This window comes from Natronoarchaeum mannanilyticum, assembly GCF_039522665.1.
In the GTDB taxonomy this organism is placed as follows: Archaea; Halobacteriota; Halobacteria; order Halobacteriales; family Natronoarchaeaceae; genus Natronoarchaeum; species Natronoarchaeum mannanilyticum.
Genome location: NZ_BAAADV010000007.1, coordinates 295,362 through 316,010 on the forward strand (window position 1 = coordinate 295,362; position 20,649 = coordinate 316,010).

At 61.2% G+C, this 20,649-nt stretch carries 28 protein-coding genes and 1 tRNA gene; 16 read left to right on the forward strand and 13 right to left on the reverse strand.

Features of this window, described 5'->3' with window-relative positions; all coding sequences use genetic code 11:
• Nucleotides 1–4 precede the first annotated feature (4 nt).
• Both ABDZ81_RS14640 and ABDZ81_RS14645 read right to left on the reverse strand, forming a co-directional pair.
• Nucleotides 5–1,216 carry a TIGR04347 family pseudo-SAM/SPASM protein gene (locus tag ABDZ81_RS14640; protein ID WP_343774752.1) on the reverse strand — a complete coding sequence of 404 codons (1,212 nt, stop codon included), beginning with the start codon at nucleotides 1,214–1,216 and terminating at the stop codon, nucleotides 5–7.
• Between the two features lie 4 nt (nucleotides 1,217–1,220).
• Nucleotides 1,221–1,544: an Htur_1727 family rSAM-partnered candidate RiPP gene (locus tag ABDZ81_RS14645; RefSeq protein WP_343774753.1), complete on the reverse strand. Its 324-nt coding sequence runs from the start codon at nucleotides 1,542–1,544 to the stop codon at nucleotides 1,221–1,223.
• Between the two features lie 146 nt (nucleotides 1,545–1,690).
• Between ABDZ81_RS14645 and ABDZ81_RS14650 the strand changes: the two genes are divergently transcribed.
• The gene (locus ABDZ81_RS14650) at nucleotides 1,691–2,776 is read left to right on the forward strand and encodes a radical SAM/SPASM domain-containing protein (RefSeq protein WP_377073873.1); all 1,086 of its coding nucleotides are present in this window, start codon (nucleotides 1,691–1,693) and stop codon (nucleotides 2,774–2,776) included.
• A gap of 271 nt (nucleotides 2,777–3,047) precedes the next feature.
• Nucleotides 3,048–3,893 (forward strand): M14 family metallopeptidase, encoded by an 846-nt coding sequence (locus ABDZ81_RS14655; RefSeq protein ID WP_343774754.1) that lies wholly within the window; start codon nucleotides 3,048–3,050, stop codon nucleotides 3,891–3,893.
• A 46-nt stretch (nucleotides 3,894–3,939) separates the two neighbouring features.
• Here ABDZ81_RS14655 and ABDZ81_RS14660 read toward each other — a convergent pair whose 3' ends face one another.
• The 5 genes from ABDZ81_RS14660 to ABDZ81_RS14680 form a co-directional block, all read right to left on the reverse strand.
• Nucleotides 3,940–4,389, reverse strand: a complete 450-nt coding sequence (locus tag ABDZ81_RS14660) for a UPF0179 family protein (RefSeq protein WP_343774755.1) — start codon at nucleotides 4,387–4,389, stop codon at nucleotides 3,940–3,942.
• Nucleotides 4,390–4,462: 73 nt separating this feature from the next.
• Entirely contained in the window at nucleotides 4,463–4,849 is a 387-nt protein-coding gene (locus ABDZ81_RS14665; protein ID WP_343774756.1) for a DUF5820 family protein, read from the reverse strand.
• Between the two features lie 49 nt (nucleotides 4,850–4,898).
• Nucleotides 4,899–5,114: a hypothetical protein gene (locus ABDZ81_RS14670; RefSeq protein WP_343774757.1), complete on the reverse strand. Its 216-nt coding sequence runs from the start codon at nucleotides 5,112–5,114 to the stop codon at nucleotides 4,899–4,901.
• Nucleotides 5,115–5,156: 42 nt separating this feature from the next.
• On the reverse strand, nucleotides 5,157–7,835 hold the full coding sequence (locus ABDZ81_RS14675) for an AAA domain-containing protein (RefSeq protein WP_343774758.1): 2,679 nt from the start codon (nucleotides 7,833–7,835) through the stop codon (nucleotides 5,157–5,159).
• Between the two features lie 89 nt (nucleotides 7,836–7,924).
• The gene (locus ABDZ81_RS14680) at nucleotides 7,925–8,821 is read right to left on the reverse strand and encodes a DUF8048 family protein (RefSeq protein WP_343774759.1); all 897 of its coding nucleotides are present in this window, start codon (nucleotides 8,819–8,821) and stop codon (nucleotides 7,925–7,927) included.
• Between the two features lie 150 nt (nucleotides 8,822–8,971).
• On the opposite strand from ABDZ81_RS14680, the gene ABDZ81_RS14685 reads away from it, so the two are divergent.
• From ABDZ81_RS14685 to ABDZ81_RS14715, 7 genes are all read left to right on the forward strand, one after another.
• Nucleotides 8,972–9,044 (forward strand) — tRNA-Gln (locus ABDZ81_RS14685).
• A 507-nt stretch (nucleotides 9,045–9,551) separates the two neighbouring features.
• Nucleotides 9,552–9,809 carry a hypothetical protein gene (locus ABDZ81_RS14690; RefSeq protein ID WP_343774760.1) on the forward strand — a complete coding sequence of 86 codons (258 nt, stop codon included), beginning with the start codon at nucleotides 9,552–9,554 and terminating at the stop codon, nucleotides 9,807–9,809.
• A gap of 377 nt (nucleotides 9,810–10,186) precedes the next feature.
• Entirely contained in the window at nucleotides 10,187–10,399 is a 213-nt protein-coding gene (locus tag ABDZ81_RS14695; RefSeq protein WP_343774761.1) for a hypothetical protein, read from the forward strand.
• Complete coding sequence (locus ABDZ81_RS14700; RefSeq protein ID WP_343774762.1) at nucleotides 10,399–10,626, forward strand: hypothetical protein; 228 nt, start codon at nucleotides 10,399–10,401, stop codon at nucleotides 10,624–10,626. The genes ABDZ81_RS14695 and ABDZ81_RS14700 overlap by 1 nt, the downstream gene beginning before the upstream one ends.
• Entirely contained in the window at nucleotides 10,619–10,963 is a 345-nt protein-coding gene (locus tag ABDZ81_RS14705) for a hypothetical protein (protein WP_343774763.1), read from the forward strand. Before ABDZ81_RS14700 ends, ABDZ81_RS14705 begins: the two co-directional genes overlap by 8 nt.
• On the forward strand, nucleotides 10,960–11,172 hold the full coding sequence (locus tag ABDZ81_RS14710) for a hypothetical protein (protein ID WP_343774764.1): 213 nt from the start codon (nucleotides 10,960–10,962) through the stop codon (nucleotides 11,170–11,172). The genes ABDZ81_RS14705 and ABDZ81_RS14710 overlap by 4 nt, the downstream gene beginning before the upstream one ends.
• A 50-nt stretch (nucleotides 11,173–11,222) precedes the next feature.
• Nucleotides 11,223–11,387 carry a hypothetical protein gene (locus tag ABDZ81_RS14715; protein ID WP_343774765.1) on the forward strand — a complete coding sequence of 55 codons (165 nt, stop codon included), beginning with the start codon at nucleotides 11,223–11,225 and terminating at the stop codon, nucleotides 11,385–11,387.
• Between the two features lie 167 nt (nucleotides 11,388–11,554).
• On the opposite strand, the gene ABDZ81_RS14720 is transcribed toward ABDZ81_RS14715, so the two are convergent.
• Both ABDZ81_RS14720 and ABDZ81_RS14725 read right to left on the reverse strand, forming a co-directional pair.
• Nucleotides 11,555–13,180, reverse strand: a complete 1,626-nt coding sequence (locus ABDZ81_RS14720; RefSeq protein WP_343774766.1) for an ATP-binding protein — start codon at nucleotides 13,178–13,180, stop codon at nucleotides 11,555–11,557.
• 50 nt (nucleotides 13,181–13,230) lie between these two features.
• On the reverse strand, nucleotides 13,231–14,193 hold the full coding sequence (locus ABDZ81_RS14725; protein WP_343774767.1) for a TIGR02391 family protein: 963 nt from the start codon (nucleotides 14,191–14,193) through the stop codon (nucleotides 13,231–13,233).
• Nucleotides 14,194–14,389: 196 nt separating this feature from the next.
• On the opposite strand from ABDZ81_RS14725, the gene ABDZ81_RS14730 reads away from it, so the two are divergent.
• Nucleotides 14,390–14,995 carry a site-specific integrase gene (locus ABDZ81_RS14730; RefSeq protein WP_343774768.1) on the forward strand — a complete coding sequence of 202 codons (606 nt, stop codon included), beginning with the start codon at nucleotides 14,390–14,392 and terminating at the stop codon, nucleotides 14,993–14,995.
• Nucleotides 14,996–15,532: 537 nt separating this feature from the next.
• Here the strand turns inward: ABDZ81_RS14730 and ABDZ81_RS14735 are convergent.
• Both ABDZ81_RS14735 and ABDZ81_RS14740 read right to left on the reverse strand, forming a co-directional pair.
• Nucleotides 15,533–15,823 (reverse strand): hypothetical protein, encoded by a 291-nt coding sequence (locus ABDZ81_RS14735; protein WP_343774769.1) that lies wholly within the window; start codon nucleotides 15,821–15,823, stop codon nucleotides 15,533–15,535.
• A gap of 293 nt (nucleotides 15,824–16,116) precedes the next feature.
• Nucleotides 16,117–16,383 carry a hypothetical protein gene (locus ABDZ81_RS14740; protein WP_343774770.1) on the reverse strand — a complete coding sequence of 89 codons (267 nt, stop codon included), beginning with the start codon at nucleotides 16,381–16,383 and terminating at the stop codon, nucleotides 16,117–16,119.
• Nucleotides 16,384–16,473: 90 nt separating this feature from the next.
• Here ABDZ81_RS14740 and ABDZ81_RS14745 point away from each other — a divergent pair, with 90 nt between their 5' ends.
• The 4 genes from ABDZ81_RS14745 to ABDZ81_RS14760 all read left to right on the forward strand — a co-directional run bounded on the left by ABDZ81_RS14745 (nucleotide 16,474) and on the right by ABDZ81_RS14760 (nucleotide 18,657).
• Nucleotides 16,474–16,704 carry a hypothetical protein gene (locus ABDZ81_RS14745; protein ID WP_343774771.1) on the forward strand — a complete coding sequence of 77 codons (231 nt, stop codon included), beginning with the start codon at nucleotides 16,474–16,476 and terminating at the stop codon, nucleotides 16,702–16,704.
• Nucleotides 16,705–16,821: 117 nt separating this feature from the next.
• On the forward strand, nucleotides 16,822–17,559 hold the full coding sequence (locus ABDZ81_RS14750) for a hypothetical protein (protein WP_343774772.1): 738 nt from the start codon (nucleotides 16,822–16,824) through the stop codon (nucleotides 17,557–17,559).
• Nucleotides 17,556–18,377 carry a hypothetical protein gene (locus ABDZ81_RS14755; RefSeq protein ID WP_343774773.1) on the forward strand — a complete coding sequence of 274 codons (822 nt, stop codon included), beginning with the start codon at nucleotides 17,556–17,558 and terminating at the stop codon, nucleotides 18,375–18,377. Before ABDZ81_RS14750 ends, ABDZ81_RS14755 begins: the two co-directional genes overlap by 4 nt.
• A 4-nt stretch (nucleotides 18,378–18,381) precedes the next feature.
• A complete protein-coding gene (locus tag ABDZ81_RS14760) occupies nucleotides 18,382–18,657 on the forward strand; it encodes a hypothetical protein (RefSeq protein ID WP_343774774.1) in 276 nt (91 codons plus the stop codon).
• On the opposite strand, the gene ABDZ81_RS14765 is transcribed toward ABDZ81_RS14760, so the two are convergent.
• Entirely contained in the window at nucleotides 18,650–19,639 is a 990-nt protein-coding gene (locus ABDZ81_RS14765; protein ID WP_343774775.1) for a DNA-methyltransferase, read from the reverse strand. The two genes, ABDZ81_RS14760 and ABDZ81_RS14765, sit on opposite strands and share 8 nt — an antisense overlap.
• A 147-nt stretch (nucleotides 19,640–19,786) precedes the next feature.
• Between ABDZ81_RS14765 and ABDZ81_RS14770 the strand changes: the two genes are divergently transcribed.
• Entirely contained in the window at nucleotides 19,787–20,056 is a 270-nt protein-coding gene (locus ABDZ81_RS14770) for a hypothetical protein (protein ID WP_343774776.1), read from the forward strand.
• Nucleotides 20,053–20,286, forward strand: a complete 234-nt coding sequence (locus tag ABDZ81_RS14775) for a DUF8139 family protein (protein ID WP_343774777.1) — start codon at nucleotides 20,053–20,055, stop codon at nucleotides 20,284–20,286. The genes ABDZ81_RS14770 and ABDZ81_RS14775 overlap by 4 nt, the downstream gene beginning before the upstream one ends.
• Here the strand turns inward: ABDZ81_RS14775 and ABDZ81_RS14780 are convergent.
• Nucleotides 20,283–20,642, reverse strand: coding sequence for a DUF7344 domain-containing protein (locus ABDZ81_RS14780; protein ID WP_343774778.1), 360 nt, complete (start codon nucleotides 20,640–20,642; stop codon nucleotides 20,283–20,285). The two genes, ABDZ81_RS14775 and ABDZ81_RS14780, sit on opposite strands and share 4 nt — an antisense overlap.
• Between the last annotated feature and the right edge of the window lie 7 nt (nucleotides 20,643–20,649).

A 20,649-nucleotide genomic window follows, 5' to 3' on the forward strand; every position in this document is an offset into this window, starting at 1 on the left:
GGCGTCAGTCCGAGGGCGCCGGCGGCGCGGACGGCTCGCCAGCGCGTTCGGCGTCGGTGAGATAGCACTGCGGATCGGGCGCGAACGGATCGTCGTGTTCGGCCAGCGCCCGCAGCCGCGAGCCGCCGCGGCAGATTTCCTGATACCGGCAGTCCGCGCAGCGGCCTTTGAGGTGTTTCTCGCGCTCGCGAAGTCGGGCGAGCAGCGGGTTGGACTCGTCCTCCCAGATGTCGCCGAACGACCGGTCGCGCACGTTGCCGAGGCTGTACCCCTGCCAGAACTGCGTGAGGTGGACGTCGCCCTGATAGTCGACGTCCGCGACGCGCTCGCCGGTCGGATCGCCGCCGTTGCGTCGCAGGTACCGGTAAATGCTGTCGGCTCGATCGTCGCCGAGTTCCTCGCGCGCGTACTCGACGAGGAAGCCGGCGTCGGCGTAGTTGCCGACCAGCAGCGTCTCGATCTCCTCGCCTCGCTCGCGGTACTCGCGGGTCATGTCGCAGAGCCGGCGCACCGCCGCGCGGCGCTCGTCGGTCGAGAGGTCCACGTCGCTGATGTCGGCGCCGCGGCCGCCGTAGTCGAGGTGGTAGAAGCAGAAGCGATCGACGCCGACGTCCGACAGCAGGTCGACGACGCCCTCCAGGTCCTCGGCGTTGTGGCGGGTGATCGTGTAGCGCAGCCCCGTCTTGAGGCCGACGTCGAGACAGGATCGGATGCCGTGGACCGCCTCCTCGAAGGCACCCTCCTTGCCGCGGAACTCGTCGTTGCGCTCGGGGAGCCCGTCGACCGAGACGCCGGCGTACGCGAGTCCGGCGTCGCGCAGCTCGCGGGCCCGATCTCGATTCAGCAGGGTGCCGTTCGTGGAGAGCACGGGCCGGAGCCCGCGGTCGGCGGCGTACTCGACGAGTTCGGGGAGGTCCTGTCGGGCGAGCGGCTCGCCCCCCGAGAACAGCACGACAGGCGCGCCGTAGTCCGCGAGGTCGTCGAGCAGGTCCTTGCCCTCCTCGGTGGTCAGCTCGCCGGGCGCCGCGGCCGACTCGGCGCCGGCGTAGCAGTGCGCGCAGTGGAGGTTGCACTGCTTGGTGACGTTCCAAACCACGACCGGTCGACGCTGCTTCTCGTCGGTGATCTGGGGCTTTTTCGACTCGTCGGCGGCGTCGTAGCGCAGTCCGTCGCCCTCGGCGTCGAGGTCGCAGAGCAGTTTGCTGATCGAGATCATGATCTCACTCGTCCCACTCGTGCTGGCGGCGCTCGGTTCCGGACTCGGGCGTGACGTCTTCTCCCGGTTCGCCCAGCGAGTGCGTCGAGAAGCGGTGGATCTCCGAGGACTCGCAGACCCACACGTCGTCGGCGAACCAGCCGAACAGCCGGCTGGCGTGCTCGTGGGCCTTCTCCGGCGTCGGCGCGCTGACGCTGCCGACGTGGCGCATGACTCCTCCGGCATCCTCGCGAACGAACACGTCCCACTCGGGCAGCGGGTCGCCTCGCGGTTCCTCGCCCACGCGAGCGCGCGTCGACTTCTCCAACTGCGTCGATCCGTCGTCCATGTGGGGTCGAACGAACCCTCCTTAAATATCGGTCGCGCTCGGTTTCAGAATCTGGGAACGGAAGGGGCCTACATTAGACGGGATCGCCAACGTCGCGAGTAGCGACGGCATCGCGGCGCGATCACCACGAACAGGAGGACATCACCGTGCACGTAGACACCGACCGCCGACCGCTCGTACTGATCTGGGAACTCACGCAGGCCTGCGAGCTGGCCTGCGACCACTGCCGGGCCGACGCCGTGCCGGACCGGCATCCCGACGAACTGACGACCGAGGAGGGGAAGCGCCTGCTCGACCAGACAGCCGAGTTCGCCGACAATCAGCTGATCGTGCTCTCGGGCGGTGACCCGCTGAAGCGCGACGACCTCGTCGAACTCGTCGACTACGGCACCGACGCCGGGCTGAACGTCTCGCTGACGCCCAGCGGCACGCGATCGCTGACCCGCGACCGGCTGGCCGACCTCGCTGACGCCGGACTCAAGCGAATGGCGCTCAGCCTCGACGGCGGCTCGGCCGACACCCACGACGCGTTCCGCGGCGAGGCCGGCAGCTTCGACGAGACGATCCAGGCGGCCGAGGACGCGCGCGATCTGGACATCCCGCTACAGATCAACACCACCGTCTGCGCCGAGACGGTCGACCGGCTCCCAGAGATCCGCGACCGCGTCCGCGAGCTCGGCGCGGTACTCTGGAGCGTGTTCTTCCTCGTCCCGGTGGGCAGAGGTGCCGCGCTCGATCCCGTCTCGCCCGGGCGATCGGAGGACGTGATGGCGTGGCTCCACGGCGTCGCCGACGAGGCGCCGTTCGGCGTCAAGACGACCGAGGCGCCCCACTACCGCCGCGTCGGCATCCAGCAGGCTGAAAGCGACGACTCCGGCCCCCGGCGCCGCGGCGGCATCACGGCCGGCGACGGGTTCGCGTTCGTCAGCCACGTCGGCGAGGTGTACCCCTCGGGGTTCCTGCCCGAGTCGGCCGGCAACGTCCGCGACGAGTCCGTCGTCGACATCTACCGCGATTCGGAGCTGTTCGAGCGCCTGCGCAACGCGGACGAACTGCGCGGGAAGTGCGGCGCCTGCCCGTACCGGAACGTCTGCGGCGGCAGCCGCTCGCGAGCGTACGCGACGACCGGCGACCCACTCGAAAGCGACCCGCTCTGTCCGTTCGTCCCCGAGGAGTACGACGGCCCGCTGCCGTGGGAACGCGCCGACGCGAAGGGCGTGCAGGAGTCCTGACGGTACGCGGAACACCCCGAGTCGCGAAAAATTGTTCGAGGTCGGGGGACCGACCAGACATGCCTACCTACGCCGCTGCCGTCCCGGACCACGATGGGGGTGTGGCGTGACGGGCGTGCTGGCGATCGACCAGCGACCGGAGGTATGGACTCGGAGAGGAACAGCCCCGGCCCCGCGTACTGCGGGATTTTAACCGATCGCCCCTCGGTTGCGTCACGACGCTCGCAGCGAGACCGAATCCGATAAGGGCCGTCGGGAGTAGTGTCGACCAATGCGAGTCGAACAGTTGGGCGAGGGCCAGCCCGAACTGGCGATCGTCGGCGGGATCCACGGCGACGAGCCGTCGGGTGTGAGCGCGGTCGAACGTCTTATCGAGGCGTCGCCGCCGGTCGAGAAACCGGTTCTGCTGGTGATCGCCAACGAGCGCGCGATCGAGGCCGGCGAGCGCTACCTCGACGCCGATCTCAACCGGTCGTTCCCCGGCGATCCGGAGTCCGAGGCTTACGAGGAGCGGCTGGCTTACGAACTCAGCGAGCGCCTGGCAGGGACGACGGCGCTGGCGATGCACGCGACACAGTCCCACCCCGAGCCGTTCCTCGTCGCCGACCGCGTCGACGATCTTGTCGAGCGCCTGGGCCGGACGCTGCCGGTCGACGCCGTCGTCGACACCGGCGAGTTCATCCAGGGACGGCTGTTCCGGTCGGTTCGGACGGTCGAAGTCGAGAGCGGGCTGCAGGGGAGCGAGCGGGCGGCCGACGCGGCGATCGGGATCGTGATCGCGTTCCTGGAGGAGATGGGCGCGCTGGCGGGTGAGACCGCGGACGACCTCCGCGAGCGGTTCGGCGTCGCGTCGAGTTCGGCGTCCGAATCGGTCCCGGTGTTCCGGCTGACCCGCTCGGTACCGAAGACTGGGACCGGCGACCACCTCGTCTCGGCGAACAACTTCGAGCTCGTCGACGCCGGCGATCGGTTCGCGAGCGCCGACGGGACGCCGATGGTCGCCGACGAGTCGTTCTATCCCGTGTTGCTCTCGGCCGAGGGGTACGACGAGATCTTCGGCTACGCGGCCCAGAAGATCGCGGAGCTCCCTCGTGAGCGACCGGACAACGCGGAGTGACGCCGACGCTCGGGCGGCGGAACGACGCCGGAATGCGGGCGAATCCTCAGTTCTCGTCGGGCGCGAACTCCACCAGCGTCAGGTCCCGATCCAGCATGCAGTGGTCGTGGGGCGGCTCGCCGACGATCTCGTCGATCCGGCGCTCGTCGTCGAAGTCGACGCCGTCGGGTTCGCAGAACTCGTGGCTCGGACACTCGGTGTGCGGGCACGGGCCTTCGAGGCTGACCTTCGAGCCCGCGTAGGCGTTCCGCGCCGAGACGTTCGCGCGGACCGACGCGGGTTCGACCTCGACGGCCGTGACGCCGCCGTCGTGCATCGCGCAGTCGAGCACCTGCGCGTTGTCCCGCACCGACGTCACCTCGTACTTTACTCCCTCGGAGAGATTCAGACACTGGCTGCGGTACGGACAGCCCTCGCAGCCGCTGGCCTCGCCGTGGTAGACGAACTGCTCGCCCGGTTCGGCGAGCCGCGTTCCGATGAGCGTCACCTGCCCCATGCGTTCCCGTAGCGAGGCGGGCCGAATACGCCTTTCGGGCCGAGGTGTGCGGAGCGGCGCCGTCTCAGTCCGCTCACCCGGTCAGTTCGTCGAGCTTCTCGAAGTACTCCTCGCGGGGAATCTGATACAGATCGCGGTAGTCGATTTCGCCCTCGGCGAACCGTTCGGCGAGGTCGACGGCCCCCGCGACGGCGTCGGCGCGGTCCTCGTAGCTGTCGGCCGAGCGCTCCACGTCGGGTTCGAGGTAGAGCGTGACGTTCCACGCCGTGCCGGACTCGACCGGATCCGATCGAGCGGGACGTCGCGAGGGCCGCCCGCTCGTGAGGTAGATCGTCGGCATGCACTCGGGCGGAAAGGACTGCGAGTCGAACACGTCCGGGCGGTAGGCCAGCACGCTCCGCCCGTCGGACTCGTCGTTCCAGACCACCCAGTCGTCGGGCAGATCGTCGTAGTCGGTCACGGCCGGGAGTACTCGTCGGGGCGTCAAAAGCGGTTCGCGACGCCGTCGCTCAGCCGTAGTGGTAGGCCAGGTGTCCCATCGCGAGGAAGCCGACGATCACCGTCGGGAGCCCCGCGACGAGGCCGAGCAGTATCGGCGCCGAGACGAACGACGCGCCGACCAGCGCGGCGGCCGGCGCGAAGCCGACGCCGAGGATGGTGGTGACGGCGACCGCGGCTACCGCGAGGCGCGTCTCGATCGTCGGCGACGAATCCGGGTCGGTCATGGAAGGGCCGTGGCGTCCCGCCGACATATGTCGGTCGATCCGTCACTTCGTGGCCCAGTCGACCATCCGGGCGTACCGGTCGTGGGTCCGCAGCGCGTCGGCGTCGCCGACCAGCACCAGCGAGCGCTTGGCGCGCGTGAGCGCGACGTTCACGCGGCGATAGTCCTCGAAGATCGGGCTGTCGAGGTCGTCGGTCGCGACGAACGAGACGATCACGACGTCCTTGCTCGACCCCTGGAACCGGTCGACCGTGTCGACCGCCACGTCCTCCGGAACGCGCCGGTCGATCTCGGCGACCTGCGCGCGGAACGGCGCGATCACGGCGATCCGGTCGCGATCGACGCCCGCCGCGGCGAACGACTCGATCGCCTCGGCGACGCGCTCGGCCTCGACGGCGTCGGTGTGGCGTCCGGCGTCGCCCTCGACGTCGAGCATCGCGACGCGATCCCGGAGGTTGGCTGGAAGCGTATCGACGTCGATCCCTTCCAGATCGGACAGGCTTCGGCCGGCGACCTCGGGCGTCGCGGGCCGGAGCTCTCCGTCGTAGAACTCCCGCGAGGCGAACGCCTGGATGCGCTGGGCCATCCGGTACTGGCGGTCGAGCATCACCGACGCCGCGGGGTACTCGTCGATCATGCGCTCGAACAGCGACGTCGAGAGCTCGGTCTCGCTCCTGACCACGGGCGGGAGCTGGTGGTGGTCGCCGACCAGCACGAAGCGGTCGGCGAGGTTGATCGCCGCCAGGGTGTTGGGCTCGGTGAGCTGGGACGCCTCGTCGACGACGGCGGCGTCGAACGACTGCTCGCTCATCACTCGCGAGCCGCAGGTGGAGGTCGTGGCGGCGACGACGGGCGCCTCTTCGAGTTCCGCGGCGCGCTCCTCCGGGCCGTCGTCCGGATCGTCGGGATCGGCGCACTCGTCGAGCAGCAGATCCCGCATGTCCTCGCGGACGCCGCTTTTCGTCCCCACGCGGACGACATCTTCGAACCCCTGATCGCGCAAGGCTTCGAGCGCGTTGTCGACAGCCCGATTGGTGAACGCCGAGAGCAGAACGCGCTCGCCGCGCTCGACCATCGCGCGGACCGCGCGGGCGATCGTGTAGGTCTTGCCGGTGCCCGGCGGGCCGTGGATCAGCGCGAGGTCCTCCGCGGTGACGGCCTTCCGCACCGCTTCGTCCTGCGCGTCGTTGTTGTCGATGAACGTCTCGGAGGCGCTGTCGAACTCCGGTTCCGTGCGCCCGAACAGCACGTCCTTCCGGCGCGGGTCGCCCTTGAGAACGGCGTCGTGGAGCGCGGTGAGCATCCGGTCGACCGACAGTTCGGAGGGGTAGACGTCGATCCGCGAGAACTCGACCGGCTCGTCGGTCGTGACGACGATCTCGTCGGCGCCGAGGCGCTCGACGCGGCCGAGTTCGGCGTGGCCGTCGACCGGATCGCCGTCGCTCGCGAGTACGACGTCGCCCTCGCGAATCTTCGAGACGGCGTCGCCCGAGCGCTCGGCGCGCAGCTCCCAGCGACCGCCCGGAAGCTCGGACTTCCCTACGAAGTCGAGGCCGATCACCGCCCTGTCGTCGTCGGCCCGCTCTTCGGCTGTCTGCTCCCAGAGCTTGGCGTACTCGGCGTGGACCGTCCGGCGCTCGGTTTCGAGGAGTTCGTAAAAACGCTCGAAGTACTCCTGTTCCTCGTCGGGCACTGCGCGGCCGATCTGGCCGGCCTTGGACTCCTGGTCGAGTCGGCCGGAGACGACCATGCAGGCGTCCTGCTCGAAGCAGTACTCGCACTTGGCGTCGGCCTCGTGACCCGTCGGCACGCTCATCCCGTGTTCCATCGCCGCGATCTCGTTGCGGGCGCGAACGACGAAGTCGCGGAGGCCGGGGCCGATCGAGAACTCCTTCGCGGGCGAGAGATCGCCCGTCGCCTCGCCCCGGTCGAGCGTCGTGTTCTTGGTGTATAGCAGCGTTCCGGTGTCGGCCGGGACGCCCTTCTCGTGGAGCATCAGCCCGTAGGACGCGGCCTGAATCTTGTCCTGGAACCGCGGGTCGCGCTTCGTGTTCTTGCCGGTCTTGAGTTCGACGGGCATCCCCCGGCGGATGGCGTCGGCGCGGCCCTTGATGCCGAACCGGTGGCTGATGAGCAACTGCTCGCTGCGCCACTCGTCCTCGTCGGTGAGCGTCCCCTGGGCGAGCCAGCCGTCGATCGCCGCGGCGTTCTGGCGCACCTCCTCGGCGACGGCGTCGGCGTCCCGGCCGAGCAGCCCGAGCTGGAGGCCCGCGTCGGCGACCCGATCCTCGACGGCTTCGTCGAGATCGCGGCCCCGAAGCAGGTCGCCGAACACCTCGTGGACGATCGTCCCCTTGACGACGGGGTAGTTCAGCGGGATGCCCGAAATCTTGTTCAGGTAGTACATCCGCGGGCACTGCACCCACGACCGAACGTCGGTCACGTCGACGAGGAAGGATGGCTCGACGACGACGTAGGAGTCGCCCGTGGTCGCATAGCGCTCCTCGCCGTCGTAGTCGTCGCGCTCGGCGTCGGTGACGTTCACCTCCATGCCCTCCTCGAGGTACTCGGCGGTCTCGGCCCACTTGCCCCACAGCGTGACCGTCACCGGCTCGTGATCGACCTCGCGGCGGACCCGCAGCTCCGCGAGGTCGCGCTCGCCGTACTGCGTGGAAATCTCGCGCACGTCGCCGACGTCGGCGACCTCACCCCTGATCTGCACGCGCTTGGGTCGGTCGCCCGCGGCCAAAAGCACTCGGGTTGCGGACCGTTGGCTGCATGGGACCGCTCCCGTCCCCACGACGCCGTCTCTCAGCGTTTTACCACGACGGCGTCGCGCGACTCGGCGATCTCTCGTTCTTCGTCGGCGTTCGCGCGGTCGTACAGGTCGGCGGCCTGCCGGTGGTGGATCTTCCGCGCGGCGTCGAGCGCGTCGCGTTCGACGTCGACCTCCGGGGCGATTTCGGCCTCCCAGACGTCGGCGTCGACGACGATCACGGCCCGGTCGTCGACCGTCAGCGGGTCGTACTCCGTGGCGTCGTCCTCGGGGCCGATCAGGTCGTGACGGGCTATGGCTTCGAGAACTTCGATCACCTGCTCGCGGTCGACGCCGCGGTTCGTCAGAACTTCGTTGACGAACGAGGAGTCGATCGGCGCCGAGACGGTCCCGGACTGGGGTTCGCCCCCGGCGTCGGCGTCCCGCTCGAGTTCGGCCTCCGCGATCGGATCGCTGTCCAGCGACTCCTCGGGGACCGGCTCGTCGTGAAACGGCGTCCCGTCGGCGAACCTGACCGGCTGGAGTTCAAGCGCCGTATCGGCGGCCGGCGCCGGCGCGCCCGTCGGCATCGCGGCGGCGGCCGCGCCCTCGCCGATCTCGCCGGGCTTGAACAGCAGCGGGTTCTCCGGATCGTACGCCTCGGGATCGAGTTCCAGCCCCTCGGTGATGAGCGACCGAGGAATCGGCAATGATTCGTCTTCGCCGACGCGGCCGGCGACGGTGTCGTCGGGCACCTCGTCTTCGGGGACGGGAACCAGCGCCAGCCGCGCCACGTCGCCCTCCTTGCGGAGCCGCCAGACGACGGCTGCTCCGTCGGGGAGGTCCGCGGTTTCGACCTGTTCGGCGACGTCTACAACGAAGGCCCCGTCTTCGCGACCCAGTTCGACCATCCGATCCCTGTCGATCGCGGTTCCGATCGGATTCTGTGCCATTGTGGTGGCTTCGGCGTAGGCCGTGAAAAGCAGGTTTTCGGGATGCTTGCGGCGTCCTTCGGTCGGACTGTCTCGCAGATGCGGGCGGGCCGCAATCACCGGGAAGAAAAGTAACACTATTGTGGCGCCGACGGGTAGTTTGGAGTGCGAAGTCCCGTGGTGTAGTGGCCAATCATATGGGCCTTTGGAGCCTATGACGGCGGTTCGAATCCGCCCGGGACTATACCCATTTTGGTGTGAATCCTCTTTTTCGAGGATTATTTTGCCGGTAGTTCTAGCCGGCGAGCGGCGGCGCGGTGTGGTGGTGTCGCGCGCGCCGTTGGCCAGACGCGAGGGACTGTGACCGGTGGCTGTGACGTGAGGGTGTGAGTTGGGAATGTGACGTGTGAGTGTGATCCGTGTCTGTGAGCCGAGACTGCGACTTGTCCGGGTCACAGTGAGACATCACAGTCCGGTGTGATCCGTGACTGTGAGCTGTGAGGCGTCAGTAACGAAGCGAGGTGTGTGGTAGTTTCATTTCGATGATGGGGTCTTCATTTCGACAACACCCCGTTCATTTCGAAGACGGTTCCCCCGCAGTGGCGAAGCGAGGTGTGCCCCTCCACTACCTGTGAGCGGCGAGCACTCGCCGGCTAGACCAACGCTATAGCGTTGCTCCCTTCTGGAATCGAGAGAAGCGACCGCGTTTGGGGCGTGAGGCTTTTACCCACTTAGTTACTAATTAATATGTATGAAAGCAACTCCTAAAACACCTGAAGACGGCCCACACTACCTAATCCATCGGTTCGACCTGATACTCGACTATCGCCACGACAAAATCGACGACGTGGACGAAGCACGCCAGGATCTGCGAGAACTCCGGCATGACGTCGAACAGATCACGATGCTCTGCATCAACAACGACGACATCCCGAAGAGCATCCGCGACTTCGCCGACGAGGTTGTCGAACTCGAACTGGGCGAACAGTACACCGCGGGTGATGCATGATGAGTGACGTTGCGCTGACTGACTACCCTAACAACGACATCGAAACACACCGTCGGGTATCAAAAGCCACGGTCGTGCTCACTGGGGTGCTCGCATTGGGGCTCGTCGGTATCGGCGATACTACGGCAGGCACGGCTGTAATCGCTGCTGGTCTCGCCGCTGGGAATGGCCTGCGTCTGCAAGCGACTCAGTGGGAACTCGAGATGCTACAAACGGAGGTATCGAGCGATGACTAACGACCCGACGAAAGTCACCGTACAGTGCAGTGGCTCGACCGATGACGGCAGTCGGTGCGAACGCACGATGACTGTGCACGTCCACTACAAGTACAGAGATCACTACTGCTACGACCACGACCCCAACAACGGTGAGAGCCGATGAGAGACTTCATCGACATCATCGGCATCGGTGCAGTCGTGTTCTTGGCCGTTGCTGCACTAGCATTGGTCGCCGTCGCCCTCGGCGGGATTTTCGGGTACGCTGTTGTAACGTTCTACAATGGAGTTTTCGGCATGAGCGTTGACCCGATGCTCGGTGCGTTGATTGGGTCGATTGTCTCTGGTGCCGGTGTGCAACTGGGTGATGAATGATGACTGACGAACTGCTCGGCGTGCTGACCGCCATCGGAGATGGCGCGCTGCTCCAATCACTACCCGGGAGCGTTGTTGACCCCATCATCGAGCAAGCAGAAACACGCGACGAACTGAACAAAGCCCTCCGAGGACTCGATGTCGAGCGGAGTTTCGACGAAGGTCAGCCGATGTTCCGAGTTGAAGAATCGCACTACGTGACTCTTCCTGGTGATAGCGATGAGTGACGGTAGTGCCGAGTACGAAGGAGTCTTTCGCGACGCGAACGCCTGGCATGTAGATGCACTCCCCGAATTCTGGTACAATACCGTCAAGGAATTCGTTTCCGGGAAACACGCCGGCATTCCCCAGTTTGAGCACCCCGTGCGCGTGTCGGTCACCATCGAAACGGAGGAATTCGACGAAAACCGCATTCGCGAGTGCGAAGCCGTCGGTGGAACGGTCAGCGAGCATCGGTGCGAAGAGTGTGAGACGTGCCTCGTCCGGAAGCGCACGGTTGAGGGCGGTGTATTGTTCTACGAGTGCCCGGGTTGTGGGTGGGTTACGACGGAGGTACTGCGATGAGTCGTGACCTCGTTGAATACGGAACCGTCGTTATCGGCGCGGGCCTTCTCTTCTACTACCTCTACGTGGCTGTTACTACTGGGCAGATTTGCTCCGCGTACGGCTGCGGGACGGTTGATGGGGTTATTTCGAATCCGACCGGGCTGGTCATTCTTGTGGTGGGCGGGGCGATTATGGCATATCTGACGGTGCGGATCGACGAAGACTGACCCTGTTTCTCCCCGGGTAAGTCTTGGTCACGGACGCTCTACCTATGGGTATGACCGATAAAGACCCGTATCCCGAGGGAATCAAGGAAACGACATCCAGCTGGCCAGACGAACCTGTCCACGAAGACATTGTCGTGGGCGGTGAGGGAGGAAAAGATGAGTTTCCTGAAGAGCTTCTGGAGGACGTTGACGAGGACGACCGCGACGAGGGCTGATTTGGTGTCGTATACCCCTGTAAAGCTGTCACAAAACACATTCACCAGATTCAAACTAGAGAGTTGTAGCCAGGAAACCGGTACAAACAGTCCTATTTGTCGGAAGTAGATAATCAGATTGGAAAGACGACGTCGACTGACTGTAAAAGGAGGTCGATCAATAACCTCTAATCATCTAGTTCGTCGGCGGCATCCTCAAGGAATGACGCCATCACGCTCGACCATTCCCGCCTTTGTGAACTGTAGAAACGACGCACCTCGTCGTTGGTGTAGAACATGTCTTCTGTCTGTGCCAACGTGTACACAATCAAATCGAGGTAGACCTGAAGCTCAGGGTTTTCCAGCTCTGCTTCTTGATACACCTGCTGGTAGAATGGGTGATCACGGTTCAGAGTAACGTCCATCTGAGATCCCTTATGCGTCATCTCATAGAAATTACCACTCCCGAGAACCTCAACGGACTTGTTGATATATCGATCGCGCTCGAACCGTTCCCGGATTGATTCAATACGTCGTTGTTTCTCATCCTCGTCCAAATCCGACTCTTCAATTTCTTCGATTTTCCGTTGCTTCTCCGACTCTTGCTCCTCAAGATCTTCTTCGGATGGCGTATATCCGCTTGGACGTAACCGACCCAGAGTGTTGTTGGCGATGCGTTCAGATGTAGACTCTTTACCTACATCTTCCTTATTTAGATCAGCACGAACGTCTTTCCGTTCCTTCTGAATCTCCTTCCCGAGGCTCGTTAATATCCCTTCCAGACGTTCCTTCAGTTTTTCACGCAGGTCTGGGTCAAGAGAGAACCGACTTTTGTTGGTTTGAACACCGAACTTCTCATCTAGTTCTGACGGGAAGCGTATCTCACCCCTGAAGTAGTTGTACCGGTTTGTTTTTGTATACAGTTGGAGCGACCGTCCACCGCCGATTTGTCGGCCATCTCGAAGCAGATAGAATCCTTGGGTTGAACGCCCAATATTGTATTCGTCTTCTACCCCCTGTTCGATGATTGATTCGAGGGGTAGTTTGGCGAGAGTGATTTCAACCTCCAACTCCTCGCCATCTTCCCCTTCATACACAATCGGATCAACAATTCCGTAGTCCTCGGACATTCCGCACTCCTCAACAGCGTTCGAACCCTCCATCATCATAAGAGGGTCAGAATACTCGATCTCTACCCCATTCACATAGATGTTCTTCCCGTTAGCAAGGAAAGTTCGATGGAACTCAGCGAGATCCTGCCGGATGTTGCGTTCCATCCCGTCAATGGTGCTGTATTGGGGTCGAATCAGTTTGGACATCACAACAACGGTTCCACTGTCCACGTCTTCGTCGAGCTCTAGGTCGTACTCCTCGTCAGGAAGTTCTTCTATGGTGGTGTCTGGGAGCTGGATGCCACTCTGTTTCAGCTCCTCAGTGTCAATATAGTTGTAGTGAAACTCGTCGTCCCCGTCTACGAATTTTGAGTAGACTTCTGTGCGTGCGGATTGACAACAGGCTGACGCAGGGAGTCCAAAACCATACTTACCAGTGGTATCTTGCCGCCATGGTAGTCTCCCGCCGAAAGAGAGCGAGTTGGCCATATCGTCTCTGGGGATGCCGTCCCCATCGTCTTCGACGATGAGGAACATCTCGCCATCATCGCGTTCATCAATAGTTATCCAGATGTTTTCTGCCTCGGCGTCGAAGCTGTTGTCTACCAGTTCTTTGACAGCATCTTTTGTTGTGAGGCCAAAGTCTCGGACGCTATCGATGAATCCTGAATCAGAGACGATTCGCTGCGAGCCACTACTCATATAATGGAGTGTATGGTGTGCTGTCAAAACTCTTGTTCTATCGTTGTGATTCAGTCGCGGTTTTCGATGAACGTAAGAAGCAGATTGATAAAACCGAGTATGTCACGGGCTTGCTGCTGATCCATATCGTCTAGTAATCGGTGGTGTGGTGGGTTTCGGAGGGCTTTCGAGGTTCCTTGGTATAGGAATCGGAATCCCTCTTTTTCATTTTCTACGACACCCATTTGCAGTGGCCCGCCGTCTTCATTGAATGCCCTTGCCATGAGGTCTTCACCGTGATCTTCCTCGCTGTATCCTCCCTCTGTTCTTACTCGATGTTCTAAAACCGTTGTTGCTGATGTCACCGCCTCCTGGTACAGTCCTAACTGGAATTGTGGGACACAACGTGTTTCCAATTCCGGATCGTAGTCACTGAAGGCGGGGAATTCGTCTGAGGCTAACCGCTCTGCTTCCTCTGCTTCTGATAATGCCTCGATTCCGTCTTCGGTAATGTCTGCAAGCCGGATGCCTTCTCGTAGTTCAATTCTCGAGGGGGAGCCGCCACGAGCCAGTTTGTACTCACCTACACTCGCTGCCTCTAAGGTGAGGAAATAGCTGTTGACTGCTGATTTGAGCTCGTTTTCATCCATTTCAACTCCGAATTCGACACGGAGTACTTGGCAGACTTTCTGTTGGTCGATATCGCCGTTCTCGTCAGTCTCTTCGGTGAGCTGTTGGGTTAGTTCGCTGTATTGGTCGGAATCTCGTATTCCTCGTACAAATAGTGAGCCGACAGAGTCGGAGATTCCGTCTTCGTAGGCTAGCGTGAGTCCGCGTTCTGTGAGTTCGATTTCGTCGTCGGTATTGAGAAACTCGAGACTTGACCCATATTCGACGTTTTGCTGGATGTCCTCTTGCGATAGGGGGAGACGGCTGTTCAGTTCGTCGAGAGTGATGGTTTCGTTCTTTATTGCATCGCATATCCGCAGTAGGGCCTCTGGGCGAGCTCTGGATGGTAGTGTCTCGATCGTCATTTGTATTGGTATAAGGGTAGCGGGTGAAGTATGTTGTTGTGTCTATTCATACAGCTCTGAGATTTTCGTGTTTGTGTACAAACGTGCAACTGAACGGGTGTGGTGAGATTGAATCGGGTGTTTTCGGGGGTTTGAGTCGAACGGTCTAGCCGGTGACAAGTGTTTTATTGCGCGAAAGTCTAGATAAACACGTAAGATGAGAACAGAACGCAACAAAGACGGTACCTACAACGTCTGGATGAGTCGCACCGAATACAACGAAATCCCCCGACAAGCCAACACCCGAATGCAAGAAATCGCCCTGCGACTAATGGGCGACTGTGGACTGCGCGTCGAAGAAACCCTCCACGTCACGCCCGGTGACATCTCCCGGAAGAAGGATGGGCGTAGCTATGAGTTGGAGGTCACGAAGGGGAAAGACACGACCGGCGAGTACGAGGGTGGGAAACAGCGGGAGACGTGGATGCCCGTTGATCTGGAGCGGCAAATCCATCGCCATGCCCGCGAGGAGGACATTGACGACGATGAACCCCTGATTCAGCGGTCGAAGAAGACCGTGCAGAACTGGGTCACGAATGCGTCCGAGCGCGCAGCCGACGAGACCGGCGACACAGACTATCAGCGCGTCTCGAGCCATGACCTCCGGCGGTGCTGGGCGCAGCATCTCCTCGTAGAGGAAGGCGTCTCTCCACGCATCGTCATGGCGTTGGGCGGCTGGAGTTCCTACGACGCCATCGAGCCCTACCTGACGGCACCGACAGAGGACAACATCATCGACTCGATGTCAGAAGTTTCGCTGTAGCGATTCTACCAGGGGAGTTCAACTTGAAGCAATAGAGTAGTGGCCACACTGGTAGAGAACGTTCGTTCTCTCCGCACCGGCTAGCCGTGACGCTCCCGGAACCGTTCCTTCGAGTGTTCATCGCACAGCCACTCGTCGGTCTCGGGTTCGTGCCGAATCGCGGGCTCGCCGCAGACCGCGCATTCGTGGTCGGCCATGCAACAGGATTGGTTCCGATGTATCAAAAGAGTAGGCACTACGGTCGGTGCGCGTCCCACAGCACGGACTTCGTCCACGAGTTAATCCGCCGTTCTTCCGAGGTGAGATACTCCTGACCGTATCGATTGAGCACTGCTTGGAGTTGGTGTCGGTCGCGTTTCGTCAACACCAATTCGTCCTCGATCCGGTCAAGCAAGCGACCGTAGTCGGCCAACTGGGCACCGACGGTTCGGCAGTAACAGATTGCTTCACGAATCGCGCGACGTTGCCCGGCATTGAATCGGGTATTTGGGTCTGCACGTTGCGATTCCATTCGGACGCTGCGCGGGACAGACGTGCTCATCGTTCTTCACCTGTCCAAATCGTGTGTTCTCCGTCGCGCTCGCCGGGAACGGGTAGGCGCCATCCGCTATTGAGGACGTGCCGAACGACGCTGTCCGGGATGTCGTCCGGGGAGGGCTCGTCCTGATGGGTGTCGGTCTCCAGCGTGGCCAGCTGCCGGTCACGGTCGAGGCAGAACTCGATGGTACGACCGGAGAGACAAACGACCAACCGGTCGCGTCGATACTTGACGTCCAACTCGACCGACTCCATGGAGGTCTCGACTGGCGTCTCGGCGACGTACGTCACTGTGAACCACCTGCGGCTTCGAAAAGTCCGGGCTGATACTCGTCTTCGTGACAGCTGCGACAGACCCAGCGCGAGCCGTTGATTTGGTGTTGTTCGTCGGCGGCCCATTCGTGGATGCCGCATTCGTCGCAGTGTTCGTCCAATTCTGCCTTTCGCCGTTCGTCGATTTCTTTTTTGTACATACTGGAGGGAGGGAGGCGAACGCGGGGACGCTCGCCGGAGAGCCCTTCCGGGAATCGAACCCGGACAGTGCTGCCAGAAGGGCTGAGAACCGCAGGTTCGGTCGGCTAGCGCTACGCGACGATGATGTCCGTGCCCCGGAGTGATTCTTCGAGAGTGGGGTGGTCGTCGGTGTTGTCGATGATGGTGACGTGGTCGGTTTCGGTCACGTCCGGGTCATCGTCGTCGTCAGAGTCGTGGAAGTCGCTGCCGTGTCCGCAGTCGAGACATCCTTGTCGGGTATCGACGTTGCTGCTGCCACAGTTCGGGCAGGGCATGTCGCGGTGGTCGGTGGTGGTAGTGTCGTGCAGTTGGTCGATTGTTGTTTGGTTTCGTGCCATCGTGTATAGTAATTAAGTTCGGGTAGGGTTAAACCTTGCTTAGATAGGCAAGGCAAAATTATTAACCCTACGTAGGAACGAAAATAGGGCATGGAACGTACGAGAAGCACCAAAAACGGACGATTCGACAACGATAGTTCCCCACATGACATCCTCGAAGTGATGGAGCCCGACGAGATCTACAGCACGTCGGCGCTCGCCGACAAAACCGACATCGCACAACGCACCACCCGCAAATACCTAGACACGCTGGCGGAACAGGGGCGGGTTGAGAAGCAGAAACCGAACGCAACCACTGCCATCTGGATACGACGCGACTAACCTCTCCGTCGACGTCGACAAAAGACACTTTCTCAATATATTCTGATAACCCAACGATAGTTCTCCAATATCCCGATTAGAGCAACTTACCTATGTAAGCCGTCGGTTCGTTGGGATATGTCGAATCCGGAATTCAAGGAGCGATATTTCAACCCCGACGCAGACCTCCCCTACGGAGTCCACCCCGACGAAGTCGCCGAAGCAATCAAAGAATGGTACGATCTGTACAACGGAATTAACGACTTCCTCCACAGTGAAGGCCACCACAGTATCGAAAACCTCCTGCGCGCAAACAACGCCCTCTCTGACTTCGTCGGCGACATCCTCACCGACAACCTCGCTGAAGCCAGCCCTAAGCTCATCAAAAACCAGAAACAAGACGGCTTCCCCGACATCCTCCCTGTCGAGAACGAAGAATACGAGGCAAAAGACTACCGCGTCCACCACGGTGACGAAGGCATCGAGACGAAATGCAGTCAGCAAAACGGCGGCTGGCAAGCTCACAACAACGAATCCGCCTGGTTCGTTATCTTCCGCTACGCCTCCATCGACCGAGACGTGCCACCGGAAGAGATGGACGACGTAGAAATCATCCAAGTGCTGTCGGCGAAGCTCGAGGAAGAAGACTGGAACCATAGTGGGCGGAGCAACGATTCACGCCGGACAATTACCAGCAGTATCATTGCGAACGGGATGGATAAACTGCGTAGCAACCCTATCTACCAGAAGCCCGAAGCGATCACCGGGCGTGCGGAACCGAAGCAGCGGTATCGGGAGATGCAGGCGCAGTTTGACCCGGTGTTCGCGGAGGAGCATCCTGAGTACGTGACGGAGCAATCGAGTCTCGACGTATGAAGCGACCAGAGGTCAAAGACCGGTTTGTTAACCCAGACGCGGAATTGCCGTACGGGGTCACGCCGGAGCACGTCACGAACGCGATTCAGGAGGTGTACGACTACTGGCACGAAGTGAACGAGTGGCACCTGGAAAACGACTATGGCAGGTTCCACCAGCAGTTCCGCGCGAACAACGCTATTGGCGGGTTCCTCGGTCACAGGTTCACCCTCGAACTTGCAGAAGAGATGGGCTCGCTTGAAGCGAACCAGATGGACGATGGCTACCCTGATCTCCTGCATACTGGCGGTGAGTACGAGTGGCCGAGCCTTGCTGTCAAAGACAAAGAAGGGGCAGGGCCGGGCTTGGAAGTGAAGTCGTCACAAGACACGACGTTTTACGCCCATCACAACGTCGAAGAGTGGCTAATCGGGATTCACTACCAGATTAACGCTGAAGACGAAACGCCTGCTGACGTTGCACCTATTGAGTTCACGCAGGTGTTGTGCGCGTCGATGGATCACGACGACTGGGTGTATCGCGACGCGGACGGATCGAACCGTACGAATACGAGTGACCTTCCGAAGGAAGGGATGCACGAACTCCGGAAGAACCCAGTATACGAGATGGAGTCTGGGCTCGTGCAAGGGAACAACGCTGATTGGAACAGACAGTACCGACAGAACCACGCACGGTTTGACCCAGTATATCGAGAGGAGAACCCTGCGATACTACCGGACGAGGATGGGTCGAACGTGTGCGATGACTGCGGTCAAATCTTCAAAAACGCTCGCGGAGTCACAATGCATCAAGGTGGCTCCGAAGACTGCGGCGACTAAACAAATGGACGATGACACGCATCGGTTCATGGTCAAGGTGCAGGTTCAACAGCGCAACCACGGTGCACTGCGGTCTATCGAAGTACTCGACGAGGACTCAACGGCAGCGTTCGTGGATACCCAGGACTGGCGTCTCGAAACGTTATCTGTCGAGTCACACGTCAGAGAAACACTCGACCTGCCCCAGCTAGATGAGACAACACAGGTAGGGTACGTAGACGTGCACCCGGACACACTGGAGTGGTCGTTCACGCCGACCAACGACTCACTCGTTAGTTGAAGTCGGTGAGCGACGTCGACTCTTGCGCAGCCTTCGTTTTCCGAATATCGTCGCGCTGCTCGATAGGCGTCGAGATTTCGGTGAACTTCGGGATTGCTTCTTCGGCCATCTGGTAGTACGACTCGTCGAGTTCGATCCCGACCGCGTCGTACCCGATAGCGTCGGCAGCCGCGACGGTCGCGCCACTCCCCATGAACGGGTCGAGAATCACGCCTTCCTTCAGCGGGAGTGCTGCGTGACAGAGCTCGCGCATCAATGACTGGGGCTTTACGTTCGGGTGCGAGTCGTCGCCTTCGGGGTTGGCAGCGGCGGTTATTTCGCGTTCACGTTTCCCGGTCTTCCCGTCTTCGAGCAGGTCGGTGAAGGGGCGGTCTTCGGATTCGCGTCGAAGCCCGCCGGTCTGCCACTCTGAGAGGTTCTCTTTGAGTTTGTTGTCAAACGGTTTCCGGTAGAGTAGCCACGGTTCCCAGTATACACGCGGCATCGACGACACCATCGAATACTCAGGGTGGTCGTGCGCACCCTTCGGGCGATCTCCGCCGCGCAGCGTTTTGGTTTCGCGAACGAGCACGTCTCGGCGTTCGAGGCCGGCTTCGTCGAACCCTTCGGACACGAGGTGCATCAGGAGTTGCGTGGAGGCGATGAAGATGTGTCCGCCGGGACGCAGAACTTTATTTGCGAGTTCGCCGAATTTCCGGAAGAACTCCTTGAGCATCTCTTTGTCCTCGTCGGTGAGAACAGTGAATCGAGGGAGTGGATTACGTTTGTTCCCGTCGAGTTCGGGCGGGATACGCCAGACACCGCCGGAGCCCTCTCGCATCTTCTCGACGTTCTCTTCCATGAATTCGATGACGCCGTACGGTGGGTCGGTGACGATGGCGTGGACACCACCGCCGTTGTCCCAGTTGGCGTCGGGGTCGGTGGTTTCTGGCCAACTCTCTAACTCGTTGAATGAGTTGGCGTTGATAAGCTCATATCCCATTGTGTGTAACTCCGTGCGTTATCCTCCTTCAACTCATCCCTTCCCGACGCCCTCATATAACAGTATTGACTAGAAGTGATAAGTAGATGATACCCCTTTCGGAGGTACTTATAGCACCGGCGCTAGGCCAACAACAAGCATCGACTAATGGACGAAGAGCTGGCCGACATACGCTGGGTACTCAACAGTAAATACCGGATTTACATCCTTGAGCACCTGTCTGATGGGATTGGGTATCCGAAGCAAATCAAAAACGAGTACGACATCCGCTACCCGAACATTTCGCGTGGGATGCGAGAGCTACGGGAACGCGATATGGTCGAACTTGTGGCGGATGAACACCCAGGGAAGCTGTTCCGACTGACGGACTACGGCCAGCATATCTGGGAGCGAATCGAGGAGGAAGACCTCGCATGAACCGATTTACCGAGGGAGACCGCGTGCGCATCGACATCCCGGACACGGACGATCCGGATCACGCACGCTGGCACGGTACCTTCGGTACCGTTGTCGACGTCCGCGAGGACGATGCTGGCCAGGAAACCGGCGACGAACGCGATAGTATTGAGTACCGGGTGGAGGCTGGGGGAGACTCAATGTGGTTCCGGTGGCGCGACGTCCGGCCAGCACCCACCGGCGAGCGCTAGTCGAGAGTTTCCTCGACCGCCTCCATCACGTCCGCGACGACGTACAATTCGGGACGAATACGCACGCTCTTGCTTTGCTCGTCGAACTCAACCACTGACGGAGACATCCGGGGGCAGTGCTGCTGTATGGCGGATACGTAGCAGTTCGTTCTGTCGTCACCGAGTTCTGCAAGGTGGTCAGCAATCTCGCTCACAGCGACTTCATCGTCGTCGTGCTCGGCGAGGTACCGGATGATGTGACGGCGACGCTCATTCTGCAATAGCGAATATACCTCAGTGCGGGGGATGCTGGCGCTCGCCGGTTCATCCTGTGGTTGCTGCGATACTGCTTCTTGTAGACGGTCAAGCAGGCTCATCACTACG

What these genes read in the sequence shown, in the direction of transcription:
- ABDZ81_RS14640 (WP_343774752.1), bottom strand. Translation starts at nt 1,216, where the DNA reads ATGATCTCGATCAGCAAACTGCTCTGCGACCTCGACGCCGAGGGCGAC.
- ABDZ81_RS14645 (WP_343774753.1), bottom strand. Translation starts at nt 1,544, where the DNA reads ATGGACGACGGATCGACGCAGTTGGAGAAGTCGACGCGCGCTCGCGTG.
- ABDZ81_RS14655 (WP_343774754.1), top strand. Translation starts at nt 3,048, where the DNA reads ATGCGAGTCGAACAGTTGGGCGAGGGCCAGCCCGAACTGGCGATCGTC.
- ABDZ81_RS14660 (WP_343774755.1), bottom strand. Translation starts at nt 4,389, where the DNA reads ATGGGGCAGGTGACGCTCATCGGAACGCGGCTCGCCGAACCGGGCGAG.
- ABDZ81_RS14670 (WP_343774757.1), bottom strand. Translation starts at nt 5,114, where the DNA reads ATGACCGACCCGGATTCGTCGCCGACGATCGAGACGCGCCTCGCGGTA.
- ABDZ81_RS14680 (WP_343774759.1), bottom strand. Translation starts at nt 8,821, where the DNA reads ATGGCACAGAATCCGATCGGAACCGCGATCGACAGGGATCGGATGGTC.
- ABDZ81_RS14690 (WP_343774760.1), top strand. Translation starts at nt 9,552, where the DNA reads ATGAAAGCAACTCCTAAAACACCTGAAGACGGCCCACACTACCTAATC.
- ABDZ81_RS14695 (WP_343774761.1), top strand. Translation starts at nt 10,187, where the DNA reads ATGAGAGACTTCATCGACATCATCGGCATCGGTGCAGTCGTGTTCTTG.
- ABDZ81_RS14700 (WP_343774762.1), top strand. Translation starts at nt 10,399, where the DNA reads ATGACTGACGAACTGCTCGGCGTGCTGACCGCCATCGGAGATGGCGCG.
- ABDZ81_RS14705 (WP_343774763.1), top strand. Translation starts at nt 10,619, where the DNA reads ATGAGTGACGGTAGTGCCGAGTACGAAGGAGTCTTTCGCGACGCGAAC.
- ABDZ81_RS14710 (WP_343774764.1), top strand. Translation starts at nt 10,960, where the DNA reads ATGAGTCGTGACCTCGTTGAATACGGAACCGTCGTTATCGGCGCGGGC.
- ABDZ81_RS14715 (WP_343774765.1), top strand. Translation starts at nt 11,223, where the DNA reads ATGACCGATAAAGACCCGTATCCCGAGGGAATCAAGGAAACGACATCC.
- ABDZ81_RS14720 (WP_343774766.1), bottom strand. Translation starts at nt 13,180, where the DNA reads ATGAGTAGTGGCTCGCAGCGAATCGTCTCTGATTCAGGATTCATCGAT.
- ABDZ81_RS14725 (WP_343774767.1), bottom strand. Translation starts at nt 14,193, where the DNA reads ATGACGATCGAGACACTACCATCCAGAGCTCGCCCAGAGGCCCTACTG.
- ABDZ81_RS14730 (WP_343774768.1), top strand. Translation starts at nt 14,390, where the DNA reads ATGAGAACAGAACGCAACAAAGACGGTACCTACAACGTCTGGATGAGT.
- ABDZ81_RS14740 (WP_343774770.1), bottom strand. Translation starts at nt 16,383, where the DNA reads ATGGCACGAAACCAAACAACAATCGACCAACTGCACGACACTACCACC.
- ABDZ81_RS14745 (WP_343774771.1), top strand. Translation starts at nt 16,474, where the DNA reads ATGGAACGTACGAGAAGCACCAAAAACGGACGATTCGACAACGATAGT.
- ABDZ81_RS14750 (WP_343774772.1), top strand. Translation starts at nt 16,822, where the DNA reads ATGTCGAATCCGGAATTCAAGGAGCGATATTTCAACCCCGACGCAGAC.
- ABDZ81_RS14755 (WP_343774773.1), top strand. Translation starts at nt 17,556, where the DNA reads ATGAAGCGACCAGAGGTCAAAGACCGGTTTGTTAACCCAGACGCGGAA.
- ABDZ81_RS14760 (WP_343774774.1), top strand. Translation starts at nt 18,382, where the DNA reads ATGGACGATGACACGCATCGGTTCATGGTCAAGGTGCAGGTTCAACAG.
- ABDZ81_RS14765 (WP_343774775.1), bottom strand. Translation starts at nt 19,639, where the DNA reads ATGGGATATGAGCTTATCAACGCCAACTCATTCAACGAGTTAGAGAGT.
- ABDZ81_RS14770 (WP_343774776.1), top strand. Translation starts at nt 19,787, where the DNA reads ATGGACGAAGAGCTGGCCGACATACGCTGGGTACTCAACAGTAAATAC.
- ABDZ81_RS14775 (WP_343774777.1), top strand. Translation starts at nt 20,053, where the DNA reads ATGAACCGATTTACCGAGGGAGACCGCGTGCGCATCGACATCCCGGAC.
- ABDZ81_RS14780 (WP_343774778.1), bottom strand. Translation starts at nt 20,642, where the DNA reads ATGAGCCTGCTTGACCGTCTACAAGAAGCAGTATCGCAGCAACCACAG.